Raw genomic sequence first — 20,041 nt, 5'->3', positions numbered from 1 at the left:
AATTTAGTATAAATTGTATAACTATTTTGAGAAAGGAGGGTTATAAAAAATGAAATTACTTAAATGTTCATTATCTTTAGTTTTAATTGCTGCATTAGCTATTTTTGTATTACCATCAAGTAGTTTTGCTGCTAACCAGTCAACTGATTACTACTGGGAATCTGGATGTGATAGAGATGCTTGGCCATATGATGGCTATTTAGAAAAATATAATCCTTGTAAGATTTATGTTGAAACTACTTATTTTTCAAAAGATGACCTTAGTAAATTAGCAGCCGACCTGGGGTATACCACTACCTTTTCTACTCTTACTGTCGGAGCTTGGGAAAAGATTGCAACTCAGATGTTGACAAAAACTTCATACACATTGGGAATAACTGGTACTGTAGCATTCGCAGCAGAAACCATGTATAGAGGAACTTCGGATGATATAGTGGGTTGGAATATTGAACATCATTATAACTACGAAATAGATTATGCACACCATGATACGTTCCCGACAAAACATTCCATATCAATTGATTGGGTTCAAGCTAAGTAATAATGGGGAACCCTAATTATTACTTAAAAGATTAAAAATGGGAGAGTCGGTAGTCTCCCTTTTTTTATCATAAATAAACTTCATAAAATAAAGCTATTACTAAAATTGTTGAATATAATGCAATTAAAATCGAAAATAATCTATTTGGTTGTTTTACTTTAACCACTCTTTCTATTTTTTCACCTAAAATAAATAAAAAGACTAAAAATATAAGTACAATATGATTTAAAAATCCAGTAAGTAACATAACTGATATAATTAGATTAACTATTAACAACGACCACATAAGCAATTATTCTCCTTTAATTCATCATTTTTTACAATCAATCAAATCACTTTTTAATAGATCAGTAAATCATTTTTTCTAATAATAAAATAGGCTTAAGGACAGATACATATAATACACTCAATTAATTTTCGACATTAATTTTGTTATACTTATGCTACGCCAAATTTATAAAACAAAATGATTTAAATGATTTTCAATCTATTCATTTGCCAATGTATTTTAACGTCACTTCTGGATGAGAATGATTTAAAATCATCTGGAGTTCCGCCACATTTATTTCTAACTTGCTTTTCATATCCATTTTATGAACAACCCTACGTTATTTTTTTCCTATAATTATTATCACACAAAAAGGTACTGGCTCCAATATAATTTCTTTCCTTTATTGCACCAGTTAGAGTAGTAAAAAATTATATTTCATTTGGAATAAGAATAATTTTTTCTTCCTTTTTTTATGGACTTTCGTATATCTTATAGCATCCTCTTGTTGAGCTATTAAGTCTTCATTGTTTATCTGTAATTTGGCAATCAATTTTTTCATCCTTTATTAAAGTTTTTGATTTTAATTGTACTTTTTATTCCCTGAAAACTCCAAACTCTTCTTCAACTAAACTGCCTAGTTAACACAATAAACAATAGGGTCTATCATTTTATCCTTTATTTATTATTTTCCATTTTTATTCAATCAACTTGCTCGTCACCAAAATTGGAGTTGCCTCGTCAACAACTCCCTATTTCACTCTTGCACCATATAGTTTAAGTGTATGTTTTCACAAAGGTATTTCTTTTACAAAACATCCTGATTCAATTTATTAAGATTGAAAAAGACCATTATGACATTTAATTTGTCTAAATGGTCTTAAATTAAGTTATTTATATACATCACCACGATTGTCAATAGTAAGTATATAAATCATTTTTTCATTACGATCAATTTCGAATATAACTCTGTATGTTCCTACCCTTAGTCTTAATTGGCCTTTTCTACCTGTTAATGGCCGTATATCACCTAGAGGGGGTTGTATTGTTAGCCCATTTAAAGCTGTACTTATTCTTAATTGTATAGATTTCTCCTGCTTCTTCAGAAATTTAATTGATTCACGACTTAGTGTCAGTTGGTAAGTTAAGCTCATTCAAAGCTTCCTCCCATGACACAAACTCAGAGTTATTCTTTAGTTGTCTTTCTTCCTCTTCAGTTAAGGGGGTTCCATCTGGATCCAATTCCATAATTTCATCCCAGTTTGGACGTGTATGACTTATAGTTAAATATTTCAAATAATCATATGCTGATTTTTTAGCAGATTGTGGTAGCTTTTTTACCATTTCGACTAATTCATCATTACTTATAGCCATAATTCAACCTCCTCCTTTGTTTTATCTATACAAACTTAACCATCTTCTATCATTTTATCACATACCCCTATAAATAAGTGACCTAATCCATTCAATTTAAAACTTTTTCTTAAGGAACAATCCCTATTTTAAAATGGCANTATTGATAAGCCAAAAAGCAATGATCTCAAGCCAAAACCTGATGTCTACCATGTATATAGTATGGCTATTAAGTATATTGGTAATGAAGACATTAAGATTGAACGAGTGGAAGTGTACAGAGACGACCCAAGTTCTTCATATGAATTTGAATTATTTACTGCTACCGGTGATGGTTTAGAAATAGAAAAGAATAGTGATTACCCATCTATTAGCCATCAAAATTTTCCTATATCTACTCAGGCAAAGAAATTGAAAGTTATTGTTACTTGGGAAAAAGAAGGAAAAGAATCTCGTAAGTACAGAGAAGAATTTGTTTTTAAACAATAAAACGTAGTTAGGAGAGAAGAGGACACACACTCTCTCCTTTTTTGATTTCATATCGGTTCTTTTATTATAGAAACGCACCTGTTAGTTGAATAACTATACTCTTTGAGTAAACTATCCTTCCAATTGACGATCATATTCTTAACGTATCTTCCCTACCCGTTCTTTGTTAAACTTAAAACTCTCTCCACGTAATGTGGCATCAATTGCTTCATTAATCATTGTCCAACCTGTAAGGTCTCGAAGTGTTTGCTCATTTACTTAATTTATTTTAAATGTCATGAGCAACTCTCCAGCCTTTTTCATTTCAAATCGGATATAACTTCCGTACAAGGCTTGGGAAAAAATTGCAACTCAGATGTTGACAAAAACTTCATACACATTGGGAATAACTGGTACTGTAGCATTCGCAGCAGAAACCATGTATAGAGGAACTACGAAATAGATTATGCACACCATGATACGTTCCCGACAAAACATTCCATATCAATTGATTGGGTTCCAGTTAAGTAATAATGGGGAACCCTAATTATTACTTAAAAGATTAAAAATGGGAGAGTCGGTAGGCTCCCTTTTTTTATCATAAATAAACTTCATAAAATAAAGCTATTACTAAAATTGTTGAATATAATGCAATTAAAATCGAAAATAATCTATTTGGTTGTTTTACTTTAACCACTCTTTCTATTTTTTCACCTAAAATAAATAAAAAGACTAAAAATATAAGTACAATATGATTTAAAAATCCAGTAAGTAACATAACTGATATAATTAGATTAACTATTAACAACGACCACATAAGCAATTATTCTCCTTTAATTCATCATTTTTTACAATCAATCAAATCACTTTTTAATAGATCAGTAAATCATTTTTTCTAATAATAAAATAGGCTTAAGGACAGATACATATAATACACTCAATTAATTTTCGACATTAATTTTGTTATACTTATGCTACGCCAAATTTATAAAACAAAATGATTTAAATGATTTTCAATCTATTCATTTGCCAATGTATTTTAACGTCACTTCTGGATGAGAATGATTTAAAATCATCTGGAGTTCCGCCACATTTATTTCTAACTTGCTTTTCATATCCATTTTATGAACAACCCTACGTTATTTTTTTCCTATAATTATTATCACACAAAAAGGTACTGGCTCCAATATAATTTCTTTCCTTTATTGCACCAGTTAGAGTAGTAAAAAATTATATTTCATTTGGAATAAGAATAATTTTTTCTTCCTTTTTTTATGGACTTTCGTATATCTTATAGCATCCTCTTGTTGAGCTATTAAGTCTTCATTGTTTATCTGTAATTTGGCAATCAATTTTTTCATCCTTTATTAAAGTTTTTGATTTTAATTGTACTTTTTATTCCCTGAAAACTCCAAACTCTTCTTCAACTAAACTGCCTAGTTAACACAATAAACAATAGGGTCTATCATTTTATCCTTTATTTATTATTTTCCATTTTTATTCAATCAACTTGCTCGTCACCAAAATTGGAGTTGCCTCGTCAACAACTCCCTATTTCACTCTTGCACCATATAGTTTAAGTGTATGTTTTCACAAAGGTATTTCTTTTACAAAACATCCTGATTCAATTTATTAAGATTGAAAAAGACCATTATGACATTTAATTTGTCTAAATGGTCTTAAATTAAGTTATTTATATACATCACCACGATTGTCAATAGTAAGTATATAAATCATTTTTTCATTACGATCAATTTCGAATATAACTCTGTATGTTCCTACCCTTAGTCTTAATTGGCCTTTTCTACCTGTTAATGGCCGTATATCACCTAGAGGGGGTTGTATTGTTAGCCCATTTAAAGCTGTACTTATTCTTAATTGTATAGATTTCTCCTGCTTCTTCAGAAATTTAATTGATTCACGACTTAGTGTCAGTTGGTAAGTTAAGCTCATTCAAAGCTTCCTCCCATGACACAAACTCAGAGTTATTCTTTAGTTGTCTTTCTTCCTCTTCAGTTAAGGGGGTTCCATCTGGATCCAATTCCATAATTTCATCCCAGTTTGGACGTGTATGACTTATAGTTAAATATTTCAAATAATCATATGCTGATTTTTTAGCAGATTGTGGTAGCTTTTTTACCATTTCGACTAATTCATCATTACTTATAGCCATAATTCAACCTCCTCCTTTGTTTTATCTATACAAACTTAACCATCTTCTATCATTTTATCACATACCCCTATAAATAAGTGACCTAATCCATTCAATTTAAAACTTTTTCTTAAGGAACAATCCCTATTTTAAAATGGCATTGTCATATGGGGAACCCTTATGGCTGAATGAATGCCTCATATGATAAAAATTAATATTCTTCGCAAAATCATCCCTAGTTTATTGCGAACCTAAATCAGAATGAAAGACTAGTCCATCTTCTGGTTGCTGGGTATCATAAGCATTCTTTAAAGCCTTTGAAATCAAATCGGTTGTCATAAAACGTGAGAAAGAATATCCAACCATTTTTTTCGTGTGTAAATCCATAACGGATGCCAGATAGCACCAACCATCTTTTAACGTATTGATATAAGTAATATCACCACGATTCGATTCTGTTTTATTTAATGTATCGTAATACGTACTCCTTGGAATATCTAAAACATTACAAAGCATTTGAATAGAGTGTTGATCTGTATTCTTTTCTATAACAGTAGTTAGCTCAGTAAGACTTACTTTTTTGCGAATATAGCCATAGCCTTTTTTAAGATTTCATTTTCCTCCTGAAGACGGAGCATTTGCTTTTTCATTTTAGCAATTTCGTCAGCAGTTACAGTTGATCCATCCTCCGTTTTAATTGGAGAAAATCTCTTAACCCAAGCATAAATAGTAACTTCAGAAACACCATATTCGCTGCTTAAATCTCTGGCTGAGCTACCATAGTTATAAAGATTAGCTATCATCTTTTTAAAGTCTTCATTGTATTTTTTGCCATTATTATTGTTTCCCATATGGACACAACCTTTCATTATTAGTGTTGTCAATTTCCCGAAAAACTTAACTAAGTTGTGTCCATGAAACTATACTAGCATCAGTTCTTGCCGATATGGTACAACAAAGATAGCACCTTATTTCAGGAAGGCACCCGTTTCCCGAATATGTTAAATTTTTCCTTAGTTAAACTTAATTTAAAAGAACCTCAGATTTACTAAATGGAACTACTTGATATCAAATTTTTACGTCGATACACACTTAATACGACACCCATTAAAAACGCATTAAATAAAGTTGGCATCAATCCATAACTGATAAAAGGCAAGGATACAGAAGTGATTGGTAATAAGCCCAGGATCATTCCAACGTTATAAATGAATTGGACTACAAAAAGGGTCATTCCACCGACAAGAAGCAATTTACCATAATGACCATTTATTTTATAAGCTATGACCATTATCCTTGCTACAAAAAGGGAAAGAATTAAGACAAGGAAAAGCGCAAACAAATACCCATAATAGTAAGTCAAACTTGCAAACACCAAGTCAGTATGCGCAGCCGGAATGAACTCTTTCATTCCAGATGTACCAAACCAACCTGCTGACGACATTAGCTCTGTCAAACGTACATACATATAACCCGCACCATCAGCATAATTTTTCGGGTTTAAATACCCTAAAATTCTTTGCAGTTGGTATTTCTCTGCAGAAGACCAAAAATAGAAGCCACCAATAATTGATAAACAAATGGGTACAACCGTAATGATAAGTGCCTTTTTTTTACCTAACTTACTCCACCAAAGCATAACAAGTACCATCATGGTATAGATAAAGGTTGTGGAAAGATTAGGTATCATTAAAAATAGATACAAAGAAAATAAAAATAAAATACCAAGATGCCAAACCTTTAATTTACTGTTATTGAAAAGAGAAGCCCAAGCTAGAAAAAAGAATGGTACAGCCATTAGACATTCAATTACAATTGGTCCAATTTTTATAAAAGGTTCCCCATTTACTGTTACATTCGGAAAAAGATGGATTGATAAGAGTATGAATACTCCAACTATGTAAAACAACCATCCAAGCTTTTCTAATTTACGATAATCAATCATCATCATTCCCAAGGCTATAGCAACACCTAAAATAACAAAAATAACCTTATTTTTTAGGAAGTGATTCACATCCATAAGGTCTGCGTCTCCGAGTGAAATAATCGGCAAGAAACCCAGCCCCATAGCAGTCAATAGCAAAATAATAATCAACCAATCTATCCTTGGACGATGAAGTTTGTTGAGTTCCAGACCCAGCTTGGTTGGACTTCCCATTTCTTGAACCGCTTTCTTTTCTGCATCTACCTCACTTAAACCTTTCTCTAGCCATGTCTTTTTAGCTTGCCTTAAATGAAATTCCAATTCAGTTCCCACAAATTTCTTTGCTTCCTTTGATTTAATATGATTAGTGACCTCTTTTAAAAAATGCTCTTCCTTTTTATTCAATTTTTATCACTCCTGCATCAATTCTTTAAATATAAAGCGTTTCTTTGCAGTATTTTTTTCTGCCTTACGTAATATCTTTCTCCCCTTATTATCTATTTGATAATATTTTGCTCCTGTGTAATCCCAACTTGATTGGATAAAATGATTCTGTTCTAGACGATGTAGCAAGGTATATAAAAAACCTTCATTTTCCTCAAACTTTTGAATTCCTCTCCCCCGTAATAGCTGTGTCAATTCATACCCAGTTTTTTCATGAATAAGTAACCGTAATACTGCTAAGAAAATATCCTCGTCATTTTCGTAGGATTTATTAATTTTCTTGTGAACTTCCTTACGCTGTTGCGCAGAAAAATCCAACTGTTTAAAGGTTGTTTTCTTCATTGATTTACGCAACCCTTTTAATTGTTCTTCCATTTACCTATTCCTCCAATCCATTTTTAAGGAGTTCCTTGGCTCTTCTAAGTCTTGTTTTAACCGTATTTTCCTTCACTTGTATAACTATAGCAATATCCTTGATTGGCAATTCTTCAAAATAAAAAAGATAAATTACCTCTCGATATTTTATTGGTAAGTTCATAACTGCTGAAGCTAGCCTGTGATCATCATCATTTTGAATAACAGTCTGTTCCACACTCTCTTTTTGAACTTCTGTGTACATGGATTCATTTTCTGTAACGATTACCTTTTTGTTATACCAACTTTTTAAATAGTCCTTACAATGATTAATAGCAATTCTCCACAACCATGTTTTTATCTTTGACTTTCCCCTGTATGTATGAAGAGATTTATAACATTTAACAAATATATCTTGGGTTAAATCCTCAGCGAGCTCTTTATTATTTACATAAGAATAAACAAGTTGTAAGATATCCTGTCCATGCTTATTCATTATTTCATCTATAAGTTCTTCCTTATCTTCTATTTCAAACACTTCTGCTGTTAAGTCATCCACATCAGTTCCTCCTTTCTATTTATTAGACGACGTACACCGTTTAAAGGTTTTTAAATTAATTAAAAGAAAAACGGATGGCAAATGGCCATACCGTTTTGTTCAAACTTTCTCTATTTCATGTCTATATCCTCCTTTACTTAATTCATATAGCTCAAAAAAGCACAAATATCATTTATGTATGTGCATCGAGTTCAGAACGGACACCATTCTAGATAGACAGCGTATATTATATATCACGAATAAGGATTCCAGTACCTTTCCAACCCATTCCTCCAACTAGATTAGAAAGATTGCTCCGTGAATACTACTTGAAGGATGCTTAAATTCCTATTGTCTCATTCGTTCTCTTTTACTCCGGGAGTTTCTCTATTTTCACTCATCAACGCACCATCCAATCTCCCTGTTGTGTCAATGCACCCAATAGTTGAATAACCATTTAAAGGCTATTCAGCCAAATCTAAATTATAATGATAATATTGAGAATCCCTTTTGTAGCCATTCTTTTCATATAGTCTTTGAGCAGCGTAATTATCAGGTGCTGTTTCCAAGCTAATGCTTTTAGCACCTGTTTCAATAGCAAATTCTCTTGCTTTATGTAAGAGCATTTCTCCTATTCCTTGGTTTCTGGCTTCTGCATCTACATACAAGTCATTTAATATCCATGCTCTTTTCATGGATACTGATGAAAATGTAGGATATAGTTGAGTAAATCCTACATACCCTTTCTTATCTTTAACAACGAATATAATAGAATCCTTACTTTCTAAACGATTTTTAATATAATTTTTGGCACCTTCTAAATCTGCTGTTTGTTGATAAAACATACGATACAAATTAAATAAATGTGATACACCTTCTAAATCTTCAATAGTAGCTCGATATAATTCCATTTGAATTCCTCTCCCCGTTAGAAAAAGTGATATAACTTTATTAAATACAATTTTATATGGTATATTATTCCAAATACATAACTATTTTAAGGTTATTTTAAAGAGTCACTTCATTTTTAACTTAATTAATATACATATACTTAAATTTTTAATGTGAAGGGAGAAGGCTATCATGGACGAAATTGATCAAAGCATTCTTATTCAACTTCAAGAAAATGCTCGAATTTCAATGACAGAATTAGGTAAGAAGATTGGACTTTCAACTCCTGCAACAAACGAAAGAGTAAAAAAGCTTAAGGATAAAGGAGTTATAAAAGGATATAGGGCTATCATTGATCCTAAAAAACTCGATAAAGATGTAACAGCATTTATTTTAATCGATACGAAGCAAGGAAAAAAATTTAGAGAATTTTGCAAAGAACATCCGGTGGTAGTAGAATGCCACCGATTAGCGGGTCAGTATAGTTATTTAGTAAAGGTCGTAACGGAATCAGTAAATATACTTGAAGAATTTATTGATGCTACTTTACCCTTCGGAGAGCCGTCTACCTTAATCAAATTATCTTCTGTTGTGGAGTATAAACCCCTTACAAATTGCGTTCTTGAAAATGGTTATATTTGAAGAGTGAAATAATTTCTTAATGTTATCTGCTTGTTCTGAAGCATCGGAAACGGATAACCACCCAATAATTATTTTTTTCCACTGCTCCAACGTTACTCTCTAAGACTTTACTGAATTATACTTAAACTGTCCCCAGATAGTAAAGGAAAAAATAAACAGGGAAATGTCACTTATGACGATCCCTGTTGTATGACTAAAACACCCATTACTATAAGTATCATCCTTCACAAACTGTAATCAGTTGATGTATTATGGTTTATTCCAAAAGAAAGTTGTGACAATGAAAGGAATAACAATTGAAATAAATAATATAATACCGTTACCAACTAAGCCTATCTTTTTATACACCTCTTTTTCAGCAAATAATGCCGAAACAAACCCTATTGCAGATAAAATTACCCCGAATAATAGGAAATTATCATTACCAAATAAAACAGCAATGTATGATACTAACCCAACAAAAAATAAAATGGTTGAAAACCCACCTAATTTGCTTTTCATAATTAGGAATAACATATAAAAGTTCCCATATTACTATTCATTACTCTATTTCCCATTTCACATCAATTTTCCCCTTCAGATCATCGCCTGTGACAATTAATTTATATACACCTGCTTTTTTAGCATTAAATTGGAATGCTTTCGTATCAACCGCTCCATAGTCTTCATATGTTTCTTCTATCTCTTTCATCCCAACATAATCCTTGTTTTGATCTAAAATACGATATCCGTATCCTCCTCCGTTTGTTTGTGTAAAGGATATATAACTCGTTACCTTATCTCCTTTTTCTAAAGATAAAGGAATTTCGTGCTTTCCATTAAAATACTCGAACTCTGCAGAATATGATGATTTTGTTATTTCTTCATTCCAATTCGTTTTAACAGTAAAGTCTATTAATCTCATACCTAATAGTAGAGGAAAAACGAATAGAGCCATCCATACGAATCTCTTTTTCTTTTTAAAAAAGTAGGAGCCTATAGCATAAATAAAAGCACATAATGCGCCAACAAAACCAGCAATTAACGAAAAAGGATTTATACCCATAAATGGAAAAAACACAATGAATCCTGCTAAACAGTGCAATAGGATACCTCTATTATTCGTTAATTTTTTCCATTTATATCTTACTAAATCGATTAGCACGGTTGTTAGAAGTGCATATCCACACATATATAGCCAGAACTCTGTATTCAATAAATATTCCGTAAACTCATAAAGATCAAATCCAGTTGCTAACAATAAATATGTACACATAATAAATACTAACAAACCAAGCGCTGCAACTTTATTAAGTATGTACTCCAATACCTTATAGTTAAATATTTTTTCTAAGTTCATAAATCACCTGAATACCTCCTTTTTTTCAATATGATATATCACTTATGGTAGCACAAGAACGACTGTCCTTTTTCAGCAATGCACCAGCTAGCATAATAAACTAAACAAACAATGTTCCTTTGAATATATTACCAAGTTATTTGCAAACTAATAAAAAGGGAGGTGAATGAATGATGAAATATATGAAAGCATTTATTCTCACCACAATGTTATCATTTCTTTTATTTCCCATCAGTGGAGTGGCATCATCACTGGAGGAGTTGCCATCATCAGAAACATCAAATCAATGGGAAGTAGTTATTGATAAGCCAAAAAGCAATGATCTCAAGCCAAAACCTGATGTCTACCATGTATATAGTATGGCTATTAAGTATATTGGTAATGAAGACATTAAGATTGAACGAGTGGAAGTGTACAGAGACGACCCAAGTTCTTCATATGAATTTGAATTATTTACTGCTACCGGTGATGGTTTAGAAATAGAAAAGAATAGTGATTACCCATCTATTAGCCATCAAAATTTTCCTATATCTACTCAGGCAAAGAAATTGAAAGTTATTGTTACTTGGGAAAAAGAAGGAAAAGAATCTCGTAAGTACAGAGAAGAATTTGTTTTTAAACAATAAAACGTAGTTAGGAGAGAAGAGGACACACACTCTCTCCTTTTTTGATTTCATATCGGTTCTTTTATTATAGAAACGCACCTGTTAGTTGAATAACTATACTCTTTGAGTAAACTATCCTTCCAATTGACGATCATATTCTTAACGTATCTTCCCTACCCGTTCTTTGTTAAACTTAAAACTCTCTCCACGTAATGTGGCATCAATTGCTTCATTAATCATTGTCCAACCTGTAAGGTCTCGAAGTGTTTGCTCATTTACTTAATTTATTTTAAATGTCATGAGCAACTCTCCAGCCTTTTTCATTTCAAATCGGATATAACTTCCGTACAAGGCTTGGGAAAAAATTGCAACTCAGATGTTGACAAAAACTTCATACACATTGGGAATAACTGGTACTGTAGCATTCGCAGCAGAAACCATGTATAGAGGAACTACGAAATAGATTATGCACACCATGATACGTTCCCGACAAAACATTCCATATCAATTGATTGGGTTCCAGTTAAGTAATAATGGGGAACCCTAATTATTACTTAAAAGATTAAAAATGGGAGAGTCGGTAGGCTCCCTTTTTTTATCATAAATAAACTTCATAANCATTCTAATTCTGTTTGTAGTAGTAAACCATTTCGCCACTTTTCGTAGCGGTTGTGCGATATTGTATGCTGGTTGATATAATCGACTTCGGTAATCTTACTTTCTAATGTAATCATATCACCATCTTTCGTTTCCCATGTTCTTGTTGATCCGTTATCCTTTGTTAAGTCTGTTTGTAAGAAAGTATCTATAATAAGCCTTCCTCCGTTAGCAAGATGATGATAAAAATTCTTTAATGCTTGGATAGAATCCTTTCTCTCGTGAAGTAATAGGAATGTTCCAGTTGGCACAATGATAGCTTCATACTTTGTTTCTAACGAGAATGATTCCATTTTCGCTTCAACTAATTTTGGGTTTAATCCTCTTTTTTTACAATTATTACGACATATCTCTAACATATCAGCCGAAACATCAAAGCCTTCCACTTTCAACCCTTTTTCTAAAAGTGGAATGAGGATGCGCCCCGTTCCAACTCCTGGTTCCAGAATAGTACCCTTGCAGGAAGCTAATCTATCATAATAAAATTCTACATCTCCAAATGAAAGACCAATATATTTGCCTAAATCATAGACTTCTGAAGAAAGTTTATTGTAGTAACCTAACATGAATGCATCTCCTTCTTGTTTACTTTGTATTCAACATTACTGCCCTATTGATTTGTACCAATTATTTATAAAGCTTACTATTCTTACCAACTTCATATCATTCCACCCTTAATTTAAATGTTAATGTAACCTGTTCAACAAAAATGGAGCTTATCCTTTATGAGGACAAGCACGCGTTAGTTAAATAGAATGTTTCCGAAAAAACCTAATAATATCATTAGAATAATTCCGCCAAATATAAAATAACCGATTAAACGAATTGGCAGAGGTAGTCGTCCGCCTTGGTTTGTTGGAAATCCCTCGACCTTGTGTTGATGTTCCATTGCGTCATTAAAAGGTTTATCTTGTTCTTTATTATTAGACATTATTCGACCTCCCTTATTTTAAGATAGCAACGTTACTCCAATAAATTTAATTTATATTCTTTTGTAAGTATGAAAAAGTGTATATGGTAGTGAAAAAACTTAATCCTATTACTAATATTAACCATAAGATTTGCGGTAGCACCTCTATATCAAATAACATATTAAAAATTGGCCTAAGTATCGTTTGGTATAATAAAAAATTCGCAAATAAATTTATGATGAATAAAAAATTCTTCAATCTGACCCCTCATTTTCATTTCTTCCATTAAACTGCTTTGTTAACACAAGAAGCGACTACTACCAATCATGAACAATCGCACCGCGTTAATTCAGTAAACTATTTACTTTTTTCTTCTAGATATTCTCTTAATGCTTTTTGAGCTTTATCTTCCTTGGGTGATATATTTGAAATTCTTTTATGAATATCATTTATTAAATACAATCCTCTAAATATACAACCTACTACGATTCCAAAAGCAACAATACCACCAACAAGTGGTCCCATCATAAATAAAACATAACCTAAAATGGCACTTAAAACGATTGATAGAATCAAATACATATAATCCCTCCCATACATATGTTTTATTTAAAAATTCGATTACCTTATTAAAGGTTACTGTCCATTTAAAAAATCAATTAAAAATGGATCTATACCTTTTTGAAGAAAATCCCCCGTTCCATCACTTTTTTTGAAAATAAAAACACCCACTTATTCAAGTTAGGTGCCCGAAAGTATATGTACAATTCTTCACATGGCTAAAAGATTATATTTTTGAGAAACAGAATTCCATATATTATAGACCCACAAATGATAATAAATAATCCAACCATTACAAACCCATACACAAAGCCTTTCCCCATAGAAAATAAATCTAAAAACATATTTTTGAAAGTAACAAGAACCTTCGACATAACTCTCACCCTACAATTATCATTTTAATGATAACTCTCTCAATCTACATTGATTCTAACATACATATTCAATACATTATATGAATAATTCTGGTTCTAAAAGGTTAAAAAACAAACGCTTATGACCATCAAGTAAAAAGACACAATTTCTGTTAATTAATTTGAAACACTTTCTTGACCAAATATGGTTGATCTATGTTTCATTCGATAGCTATCTTCGTTTTCTACATATTTTGCATTTACATAAAGAATTTTCTTAAATCCATTAACTTTTGCTCATCTAGGCTAGGAAAACACTACAAAACGACTTTTAGGTTAAACAAAATTATACAAAGATTTCAATTAATCACTTTAATTTTATTAATAATTAATTTAGTATAAATTGTATAACTATTTTGAGAAAGGAGGGTTATAAAAAATGAAATTACTTAAATGTTCATTATCTTTAGTTTTAATTGCTGCATTAGCTATTTTTGTATTACCATCAAGTAGTTTTGCTGCTAACCAGTCAACTGATTACTACTGGGAATCTGGATGTGATAGAGATGCTTGGCCATATGATGGCTATTTAGAAAAATATAATCCTTGTAAGATTTATGTTGAAACTACTTATTTTTCAAAAGATGACCTTAGTAAATTAGCAGCCGACCTGGGGTATACCACTACCTTTTCTACTCTTACTGTCGGAGCTTGGGAAAAGATTGCAACTCAGATGTTGACAAAAACTTCATACACATTGGGAATAACTGGTACTGTAGCATTCGCAGCAGAAACCATGTATAGAGGAACTTCGGATGATATAGTGGGTTGGAATATTGAACATCATTATAACTACGAAATAGATTATGCACACCATGATACGTTCCCGACAAAACATTCCATATCAATTGATTGGGTTCAAGCTAAGTAATAATGGGGAACCCTAATTATTACTTAAAAGATTAAAAATGGGAGAGTCGGTAGTCTCCCTTTTTTTATCATAAATAAACTTCATAAAATAAAGCTATTACTAAAATTGTTGAATATAATGCAATTAAAATCGAAAATAATCTATTTGGTTGTTTTACTTTAACCACTCTTTCTATTTTTTCACCTAAAATAAATAAAAAGACTAAAAATATAAGTACAATATGATTTAAAAATCCAGTAAGTAACATAACTGATATAATTAGATTAACTATTAATAACGACCACATAAGCAATTATTCTCCTTTAATTCATCACTTTTTACAATCAATCAAATCACTTTTTAATAGATCAGTAAATCATTATTTCTAATAATAAAATAGGCTTAAGGACAGATACATATAATACATTCCATTAATTTTCGACATTAATTTTGTTATACTTATAACACGCCAAATTTATAAAACAAAATGATTTAAATGATTTTCAATCTATTCATTTGCCAATGTATTTTAACGTCACTTCTGGATGAGAATGATTTAAAATCATCTGGAGTTCCGCCACATCTATTTCTAACTTGCTTTTCATATCCATTTTATGAACAACCCCACGTTATTTTTTTCCTATAATTATTATCACACAAAAAGGTACTGGCTCCAATATAATTTCTTTCCTTTATTGCACCAGTTAGAGTAGCAAAAAATTATATTTCATTTGGAATAAGAATAATTTTTTCTTCCTTTAAGTTATCATCATTCTTACCTTTCCATTGAACAATCATATACAGTTGTTCGATGTTATTTATGGTCATCGGCATCCAAAATTCAGTTAAAAATACCCCTGCTGTCCTCCCAATTTCTAATTCAACTATATCCATTACATCATCGTCCTGCCAAGATAAGAGATTGTCAGCCTCCAATTCATATTCGTGCATCCAAAGTTCACGTCCCCCACTTTCAATATAAGCTGATAGTTTAAAATAATCTGCCCAAAACTCTGTCTCACCTTTCATATAAAGCATTCCATCTTTTGTAGAAAATCGTTTACCTGTAGTGATTTTATAATCTTCAACTACCCAATGTTCGCTCTCTCCCCCGGTATCGGTGAAAAAATCGCGGCAACCGATGCTTCTGGAAATGAAAGTGAACCTTGTACGTTTGAAATCACAGTAAACGATACAGAGCCACCAACTATTACGTGCCCGACCGATAACGTCGTTTTGATTGAACCCGGTGAAACTGGATACGTGGTAACTTACCCAGACCCTACAGTTACAGACAATTGCCCAGGAATCATCTTCTCTTGTTCCCCTGCATCTGGATCTTTCTTTCCTCTGGGAACGACGGAAGTTACTTGTACAGCTGAAGATGCTTCAGGAAATACCGCTGACTGCAGATTCGAAATCCAAGTAGAGGTATCCAGGCCAAACAACTTACAATTGGATCTGGTATTAAGACACAATGTTCAAGTTGTCCCTCCAATGACGTTAAAAGTGGAGGGCCACCATTCGTTTTTGGTTACCCATACAGATTCAATTCTTCTGTGATGATTTACTCATTTGTGAATTTGAAACACCGATTTGTACGGTGAAAGAAATGATTCTTTGTTACCCAGAAGGGACCTCTATCATAGCGGAATTAACCGATGTACAGTGTATCGCTTACCAATACATTTAACGCCATTAGAAAAAATTAGATCCATCATGTGCACCTCTTGCAAATGATGGATCTATTCAATTCCAATATAGTAATTAAATAAAAAATAGCAGTAATATAGGTAGAACATCTCTTGTATGTATATAAGGGCCTCATTTTTATTATCAACTATCTATAGCTATAGTTTTTAGTAAGTCCAATGTTTGCCTGTACCAATTTTTGTTTTAACTCTGGATTTTTTTCAACATCTTCTGCTACTGTTGTTTCAAATTCATCTTTATTATCTATAGCAACAATTTTATACTGCCGTCCATTAAATTCAAATGACTGATCTTTGTCTTGAATAGTATCTTTTTTAAAAATGAAAGTTCTAACTTAGGATTAAATATCACACCAATTTTGAAGATAATAAAGTTATTTTTGATCTTTATAAACTTTTGACAAGCGAAGATAACAGTGCTGATAATTGCTCTCCCATATATTCTGGTGTTTTTGTCATATCATTTTGTAACCAGTTATTAATAACACCTAAGTGTGCGTGTGCGACAAAATTTACTAAGATTTCCTTATCAGTCTTTGGCTCTTTATGATGTATAGGCAATTTAGAATACTCCTGCATATAATAGTCTTTAATAAATTCTATAAATTTGATATAGAAATATGGACCTCCTTTAAAACTGAGAATCGGTTTATAAAATGAAGAATACTCCTGAAAGTGTTTAAAGAATAACACATAGGGATTACTTTCTTTTTTATCTGCTTTTTTCCCCTGATATTCTTCTAGATTTGATATCTTAATTTTTGAAATTAGTTCATTTAGTAGCTCGTCAACGTATTTCTCAAATAGGTCAAATTTGTCCTGATAGTGTAAATAGAATGTTCCTCTATTAATATCAGCTCTTTTTGCAATATCGTTTACACTTACTTCCCCAAAGTTTTTCTCATTAAGTAGTTCAATAAATGCCTTTTTAATTGTTTTCTTCGTTTTTTGTATACGTCTATCCTCTTTTTTCACCATGTAATACCCCCCTATTTTAGTTTTGTTTATTAATAGACAATTTTTATATTCGTGTTCAATAATCATCACATTTAAGAAATTGATTATTGAAACTAATGTGAATACAAGTTTAACATTATAATATACATGTTGTTCACTAATCAACACCATGTACATTATAATGAGATATTTTTCCTAGAAGGACAGTATCTATAATACACAAAATGAGGAGGAGAAATATGAAAGCTGTATTACCAAATGAACATGTACGAGCAACTTTTGGAGAAGGTCCATTGTGGGACGATGAAAACGAATGTTTATTCTGGGTTGATAATGCTGAAAATAAAATCCGAGCTTATTGTCCAAAGACAAATCAGGACACATTCTATCAACTTCAAAAATCCCCAATGTCTCTCGCTAAATACTCAAAAGACAAGCTCATCGTTATCATGAGGGATGGATTTTACCTTTATCATTTAAAACAAGAAACATTAAAAGAACTTCTTAAACCCAAAGATTTAAATGAAAAATTACTCTTAAATGACGCTAAATGCGATCCCCAGGGAAGGCTTTGGGCTGGTTCTGTCAATGATGATTTTAGATTATATAAAGAAAGTCAAGATTCCCTTCAAACCGAATTCCATGGACAAATAGCAAGTCTTTATCGTATAGAGAACTTGGATATTAAAACAATGAAAGATAATATAACCCTATCCAACGGGCTTGACTGGGATCCCATCAGGAATATCATGTATTTTATTGATTCAGCTAATCAAGAGGTCGTTCAATTTGATTACGATACAAAAACTGGCGAAATCTCGAACGAGGAGGTAGTTTATAGGTTTGAAGAATCGGATGGTTTACCAGATGGAATGACGATTGACCAGGAAGGTATGCTTTGGATTGCCCTTTTCAAAGGCGGAACAGTGGCAAAAATTGATCCGTTCCGAAAAAAATGGATAGACAGCATTACTGTGCCAACCAATAATGTGACATCTTGTGCATTTGGCGGCGAGGAATTACGAACTTTATTTATTACAACCTCAGCAGAGCCTTTATCTGAAATCGAAAGAGTCCAACAACCAACAGCTGGTTGCCTGTTTTCAGCTGAATTAGAAGTTGGCGGATATAAAACAACTAGATTCCGAGGCGACTTAAAAGAGATTTTTCATAAATAATTTTTTTTACAACCTGGGGTGGACAAATTGACGAAATCTAAATTGTTTACAAAGAGTTTTATTCTGATTTTTTTCGCTAATTGCTTTGTATCTTTAACCTTTTATTTATTGATGACAACACTAGCTGCCTATGCTATTAGGCAGTTCCAAGCATCCGAAAGCATGGCAGGTCTAGCTTCTGGTATTTTTATCATTGGTGCTCTATTTGCACGGCTTTTTACAGGGAAATATATGGAGGTAATTGGACGTAAAAAAGTAATATATGGCAGCTTGGTTTTGTTTTTAATTGCTGCATTGCTTTATTTTCCTGTTAATCATTTAAATCTGCTGCTTTTCGTTCGCTTTATTCAAGGAGTTGCTTTTGGAGCCTCTACTACAGCTATGATTACAGCAGTAATGGACATGATTCCAAATTCCAGGCGCGGGGAAGGTACGGGGTATTTTGCTTTAAGCACGACAATTGCAACAGCAGTTGGCCCGTTCTTAGGTCTTTTTCTTACTCAATATGCAGACTATCATATGATCTTTGTTACCTGTACAGCTTTTTCTGTACTTAGTTTACTAATTATACTATTTGCGGAGATTCCTGAAGCTGACATTACCGATGAGCAATTAGAATCCATGAAAAAAGGGGTAAGGTTACAAGATTTTCTTGAAAAAAGAGCTGTGCCTATTTCCGTAATTTTAATCATCATGGGGATTAGCTATTCAAGCATCGTATCCTTTATCAATTTATATGCGGTAGAAATACAACTTGAGGAAGCAGCCAGTCTCTTCTTCCTTGTCTATGCAGTATTTCTGTTTATTTCAAGACCGATTGCTGGGAGGCTGCAGGATAATAAAGGAGATAACTTTATCATGTACCCAGCCATTCTTCTCTTTTCCCTATGCTTATTACTCATTGGTGTAGCACAGAACGGTTTTATTCTTCTTCTAGCTGGTATACTGCTGGCTGCAGGCTATGGAACAATCGTATCCGCTGCACAAGCCATTGCGATAAAAGAATCACCAAAACATAGGGTGGGATTAGCAACCTCGACCTTCTTTATTTTTATGGATGGGGGAATGGGGTTAGGTCCCTTTATAATTGGCATGATTGTTCCGTATGTTGGTTACCGGGGAATCTATTTAACCTTAGCTGTAGTTGTGTTCTTGTCGTTAACTTTGTATTATTTTTTACATGGAAAAAAGGTTACAGCAAGGAAACATGATAAACAAGTAGCTTAAACAAAGAGCCGATAGTACATCTTAAATTGCTATCGACTCTTTCTTTATATCCAGCA

General features: G+C 32.3%; 27 protein-coding genes and 2 pseudogenes. 8 read left to right on the top strand and 21 right to left on the bottom strand.

The genetic code is table 11. From position 1 onward, the window contains the following. Positions 1 to 49: 49 nt before the first annotated feature. Positions 50 to 541 (top strand): hypothetical protein, encoded by a 492-nt coding sequence (locus tag CAO17_RS19775; RefSeq protein ID WP_085994173.1) that lies wholly within the window; start codon positions 50 to 52, stop codon positions 539 to 541. A 67-nt stretch (positions 542 to 608) separates the two neighbouring features. Here the strand turns inward: CAO17_RS19775 and CAO17_RS21200 are convergent, their stop codons facing one another. From CAO17_RS21200 to CAO17_RS19760, 3 genes are all read right to left on the bottom strand, one after another. Further along, positions 609 to 833: a hypothetical protein gene (locus CAO17_RS21200; RefSeq protein WP_179151999.1), complete on the bottom strand. Its 225-nt coding sequence runs from the start codon at positions 831 to 833 to the stop codon at positions 609 to 611. A gap of 866 nt (positions 834 to 1,699) precedes the next feature. Next, positions 1,700 to 1,963: a type II toxin-antitoxin system RelE family toxin gene (locus tag CAO17_RS19765; RefSeq protein WP_085994187.1), complete on the bottom strand. Its 264-nt coding sequence runs from the start codon at positions 1,961 to 1,963 to the stop codon at positions 1,700 to 1,702. Next, positions 1,929 to 2,183 carry a hypothetical protein gene (locus CAO17_RS19760; protein WP_085994186.1) on the bottom strand — a complete coding sequence of 85 codons (255 nt, stop codon included), beginning with the start codon at positions 2,181 to 2,183 and terminating at the stop codon, positions 1,929 to 1,931. Before CAO17_RS19760 ends, CAO17_RS19765 begins: the two co-directional genes overlap by 35 nt. A 201-nt stretch (positions 2,184 to 2,384) precedes the next feature. Here CAO17_RS19760 and CAO17_RS19755 point away from each other — a divergent pair, with 201 nt between their 5' ends. Then, entirely contained in the window at positions 2,385 to 2,651 is a 267-nt protein-coding gene (locus tag CAO17_RS19755) for a hypothetical protein (RefSeq protein WP_085994188.1), read from the top strand. A gap of 577 nt (positions 2,652 to 3,228) precedes the next feature. Here CAO17_RS19755 and CAO17_RS21195 read toward each other — a convergent pair. The 10 genes and pseudogenes from CAO17_RS21195 to CAO17_RS19705 form a co-directional block, all read right to left on the bottom strand. After that, entirely contained in the window at positions 3,229 to 3,453 is a 225-nt protein-coding gene (locus CAO17_RS21195; RefSeq protein ID WP_179151999.1) for a hypothetical protein, read from the bottom strand. Between the two features lie 866 nt (positions 3,454 to 4,319). Beyond that, the gene (locus tag CAO17_RS19745; RefSeq protein WP_085994187.1) at positions 4,320 to 4,583 is read right to left on the bottom strand and encodes a type II toxin-antitoxin system RelE family toxin; all 264 of its coding nucleotides are present in this window, start codon (positions 4,581 to 4,583) and stop codon (positions 4,320 to 4,322) included. Beyond that, positions 4,549 to 4,803, bottom strand: coding sequence for a hypothetical protein (locus CAO17_RS19740; RefSeq protein ID WP_085994186.1), 255 nt, complete (start codon positions 4,801 to 4,803; stop codon positions 4,549 to 4,551). Before CAO17_RS19740 ends, CAO17_RS19745 begins: the two co-directional genes overlap by 35 nt. A 219-nt stretch (positions 4,804 to 5,022) precedes the next feature. Continuing rightward, the gene (locus CAO17_RS19735) at positions 5,023 to 5,298 is read right to left on the bottom strand and encodes a DDE-type integrase/transposase/recombinase (RefSeq protein ID WP_085994185.1); all 276 of its coding nucleotides are present in this window, start codon (positions 5,296 to 5,298) and stop codon (positions 5,023 to 5,025) included. 56 nt (positions 5,299 to 5,354) lie between these two features. Next, positions 5,355 to 5,633 (bottom strand): transposase, encoded by a 279-nt coding sequence (locus CAO17_RS19730; RefSeq protein WP_179152000.1) that lies wholly within the window; start codon positions 5,631 to 5,633, stop codon positions 5,355 to 5,357. 197 nt (positions 5,634 to 5,830) lie between these two features. Beyond that, a complete protein-coding gene (locus CAO17_RS19725) occupies positions 5,831 to 7,111 on the bottom strand; it encodes an FtsW/RodA/SpoVE family cell cycle protein (RefSeq protein ID WP_085994183.1) in 1,281 nt (426 codons plus the stop codon). A 6-nt stretch (positions 7,112 to 7,117) separates the two neighbouring features. Then, positions 7,118 to 7,525, bottom strand: coding sequence for a PadR family transcriptional regulator (locus tag CAO17_RS19720; RefSeq protein ID WP_085994182.1), 408 nt, complete (start codon positions 7,523 to 7,525; stop codon positions 7,118 to 7,120). Positions 7,526 to 7,529: 4 nt separating this feature from the next. Further along, positions 7,530 to 8,063 carry a sigma-70 family RNA polymerase sigma factor gene (locus tag CAO17_RS19715; protein ID WP_085994181.1) on the bottom strand — a complete coding sequence of 178 codons (534 nt, stop codon included), beginning with the start codon at positions 8,061 to 8,063 and terminating at the stop codon, positions 7,530 to 7,532. 226 nt (positions 8,064 to 8,289) lie between these two features. After that, positions 8,290 to 8,334, bottom strand: a pseudogene (locus CAO17_RS21755) (hypothetical protein); the annotation flags it as partial. Between the two features lie 172 nt (positions 8,335 to 8,506). Continuing rightward, positions 8,507 to 8,953 carry a GNAT family N-acetyltransferase gene (locus CAO17_RS19705; RefSeq protein ID WP_085994180.1) on the bottom strand — a complete coding sequence of 149 codons (447 nt, stop codon included), beginning with the start codon at positions 8,951 to 8,953 and terminating at the stop codon, positions 8,507 to 8,509. Between the two features lie 172 nt (positions 8,954 to 9,125). Between CAO17_RS19705 and CAO17_RS19700 the strand changes: the two genes are divergently transcribed. Further along, complete coding sequence (locus CAO17_RS19700; protein WP_085994179.1) at positions 9,126 to 9,575, top strand: Lrp/AsnC family transcriptional regulator; 450 nt, start codon at positions 9,126 to 9,128, stop codon at positions 9,573 to 9,575. Between the two features lie 249 nt (positions 9,576 to 9,824). Here CAO17_RS19700 and CAO17_RS19695 read toward each other — a convergent pair whose 3' ends face one another. Together CAO17_RS19695 and CAO17_RS19690 are read right to left on the bottom strand one after the other, a co-directional pair. Continuing rightward, positions 9,825 to 10,076 carry a hypothetical protein gene (locus CAO17_RS19695; protein ID WP_085994590.1) on the bottom strand — a complete coding sequence of 84 codons (252 nt, stop codon included), beginning with the start codon at positions 10,074 to 10,076 and terminating at the stop codon, positions 9,825 to 9,827. Positions 10,077 to 10,116: 40 nt separating this feature from the next. After that, positions 10,117 to 10,914, bottom strand: coding sequence for a hypothetical protein (locus CAO17_RS19690; RefSeq protein WP_085994178.1), 798 nt, complete (start codon positions 10,912 to 10,914; stop codon positions 10,117 to 10,119). Between the two features lie 170 nt (positions 10,915 to 11,084). On the opposite strand from CAO17_RS19690, the gene CAO17_RS19685 reads away from it, so the two are divergent. Next, positions 11,085 to 11,540: a hypothetical protein gene (locus CAO17_RS19685; RefSeq protein WP_085994177.1), complete on the top strand. Its 456-nt coding sequence runs from the start codon at positions 11,085 to 11,087 to the stop codon at positions 11,538 to 11,540. A 599-nt stretch (positions 11,541 to 12,139) separates the two neighbouring features. Here CAO17_RS19685 and CAO17_RS19680 read toward each other — a convergent pair. From CAO17_RS19680 to CAO17_RS19670, 3 genes and pseudogenes are all read right to left on the bottom strand, one after another. Beyond that, a pseudogene (locus CAO17_RS19680) lies at positions 12,140 to 12,742 on the bottom strand (class I SAM-dependent methyltransferase); the annotation flags it as partial. Between the two features lie 176 nt (positions 12,743 to 12,918). Beyond that, positions 12,919 to 13,107 (bottom strand): hypothetical protein, encoded by a 189-nt coding sequence (locus CAO17_RS19675; protein ID WP_085994175.1) that lies wholly within the window; start codon positions 13,105 to 13,107, stop codon positions 12,919 to 12,921. 337 nt (positions 13,108 to 13,444) lie between these two features. Further along, a complete protein-coding gene (locus CAO17_RS19670) occupies positions 13,445 to 13,669 on the bottom strand; it encodes a hypothetical protein (protein ID WP_085994174.1) in 225 nt (74 codons plus the stop codon). A gap of 771 nt (positions 13,670 to 14,440) precedes the next feature. Here CAO17_RS19670 and CAO17_RS19665 point away from each other — a divergent pair. After that, a complete protein-coding gene (locus CAO17_RS19665) occupies positions 14,441 to 14,932 on the top strand; it encodes a hypothetical protein (protein WP_085994173.1) in 492 nt (163 codons plus the stop codon). A gap of 67 nt (positions 14,933 to 14,999) precedes the next feature. Here the strand turns inward: CAO17_RS19665 and CAO17_RS21190 are convergent, their stop codons facing one another. After that, the gene (locus tag CAO17_RS21190; RefSeq protein WP_179151999.1) at positions 15,000 to 15,224 is read right to left on the bottom strand and encodes a hypothetical protein; all 225 of its coding nucleotides are present in this window, start codon (positions 15,222 to 15,224) and stop codon (positions 15,000 to 15,002) included. Positions 15,225 to 15,631: 407 nt separating this feature from the next. Further along, positions 15,632 to 15,949, bottom strand: a complete 318-nt coding sequence (locus tag CAO17_RS19655; protein WP_218775587.1) for a hypothetical protein — start codon at positions 15,947 to 15,949, stop codon at positions 15,632 to 15,634. A gap of 57 nt (positions 15,950 to 16,006) precedes the next feature. Between CAO17_RS19655 and CAO17_RS22165 the strand changes: the two genes are divergently transcribed. Beyond that, the gene (locus CAO17_RS22165; protein WP_085994170.1) at positions 16,007 to 16,474 is read left to right on the top strand and encodes an HYR domain-containing protein; all 468 of its coding nucleotides are present in this window, start codon (positions 16,007 to 16,009) and stop codon (positions 16,472 to 16,474) included. 536 nt (positions 16,475 to 17,010) lie between these two features. Here the strand turns inward: CAO17_RS22165 and CAO17_RS19645 are convergent. Continuing rightward, the gene (locus CAO17_RS19645) at positions 17,011 to 17,601 is read right to left on the bottom strand and encodes a TetR/AcrR family transcriptional regulator (protein WP_179151998.1); all 591 of its coding nucleotides are present in this window, start codon (positions 17,599 to 17,601) and stop codon (positions 17,011 to 17,013) included. Between the two features lie 218 nt (positions 17,602 to 17,819). Between CAO17_RS19645 and CAO17_RS19640 the strand changes: the two genes are divergently transcribed. Together CAO17_RS19640 and CAO17_RS19635 are read left to right on the top strand one after the other, a co-directional pair. Continuing rightward, the gene (locus CAO17_RS19640) at positions 17,820 to 18,758 is read left to right on the top strand and encodes an SMP-30/gluconolactonase/LRE family protein (protein WP_085994168.1); all 939 of its coding nucleotides are present in this window, start codon (positions 17,820 to 17,822) and stop codon (positions 18,756 to 18,758) included. A gap of 27 nt (positions 18,759 to 18,785) precedes the next feature. Next, entirely contained in the window at positions 18,786 to 19,985 is a 1,200-nt protein-coding gene (locus tag CAO17_RS19635; protein ID WP_085994167.1) for an MFS transporter, read from the top strand. Positions 19,986 to 20,041 lie beyond the last annotated feature (56 nt).

It is taken from the genome of Oceanobacillus senegalensis (genome assembly GCF_900176885.1).
In the GTDB taxonomy this organism is placed as follows: Bacteria; Bacillota; Bacilli; order Bacillales; family Amphibacillaceae; genus Oceanobacillus; species Oceanobacillus senegalensis.
Note: the sequence above shows the minus strand (reverse complement) of the source record. Positions and strands in the feature narration are given on the sequence as shown.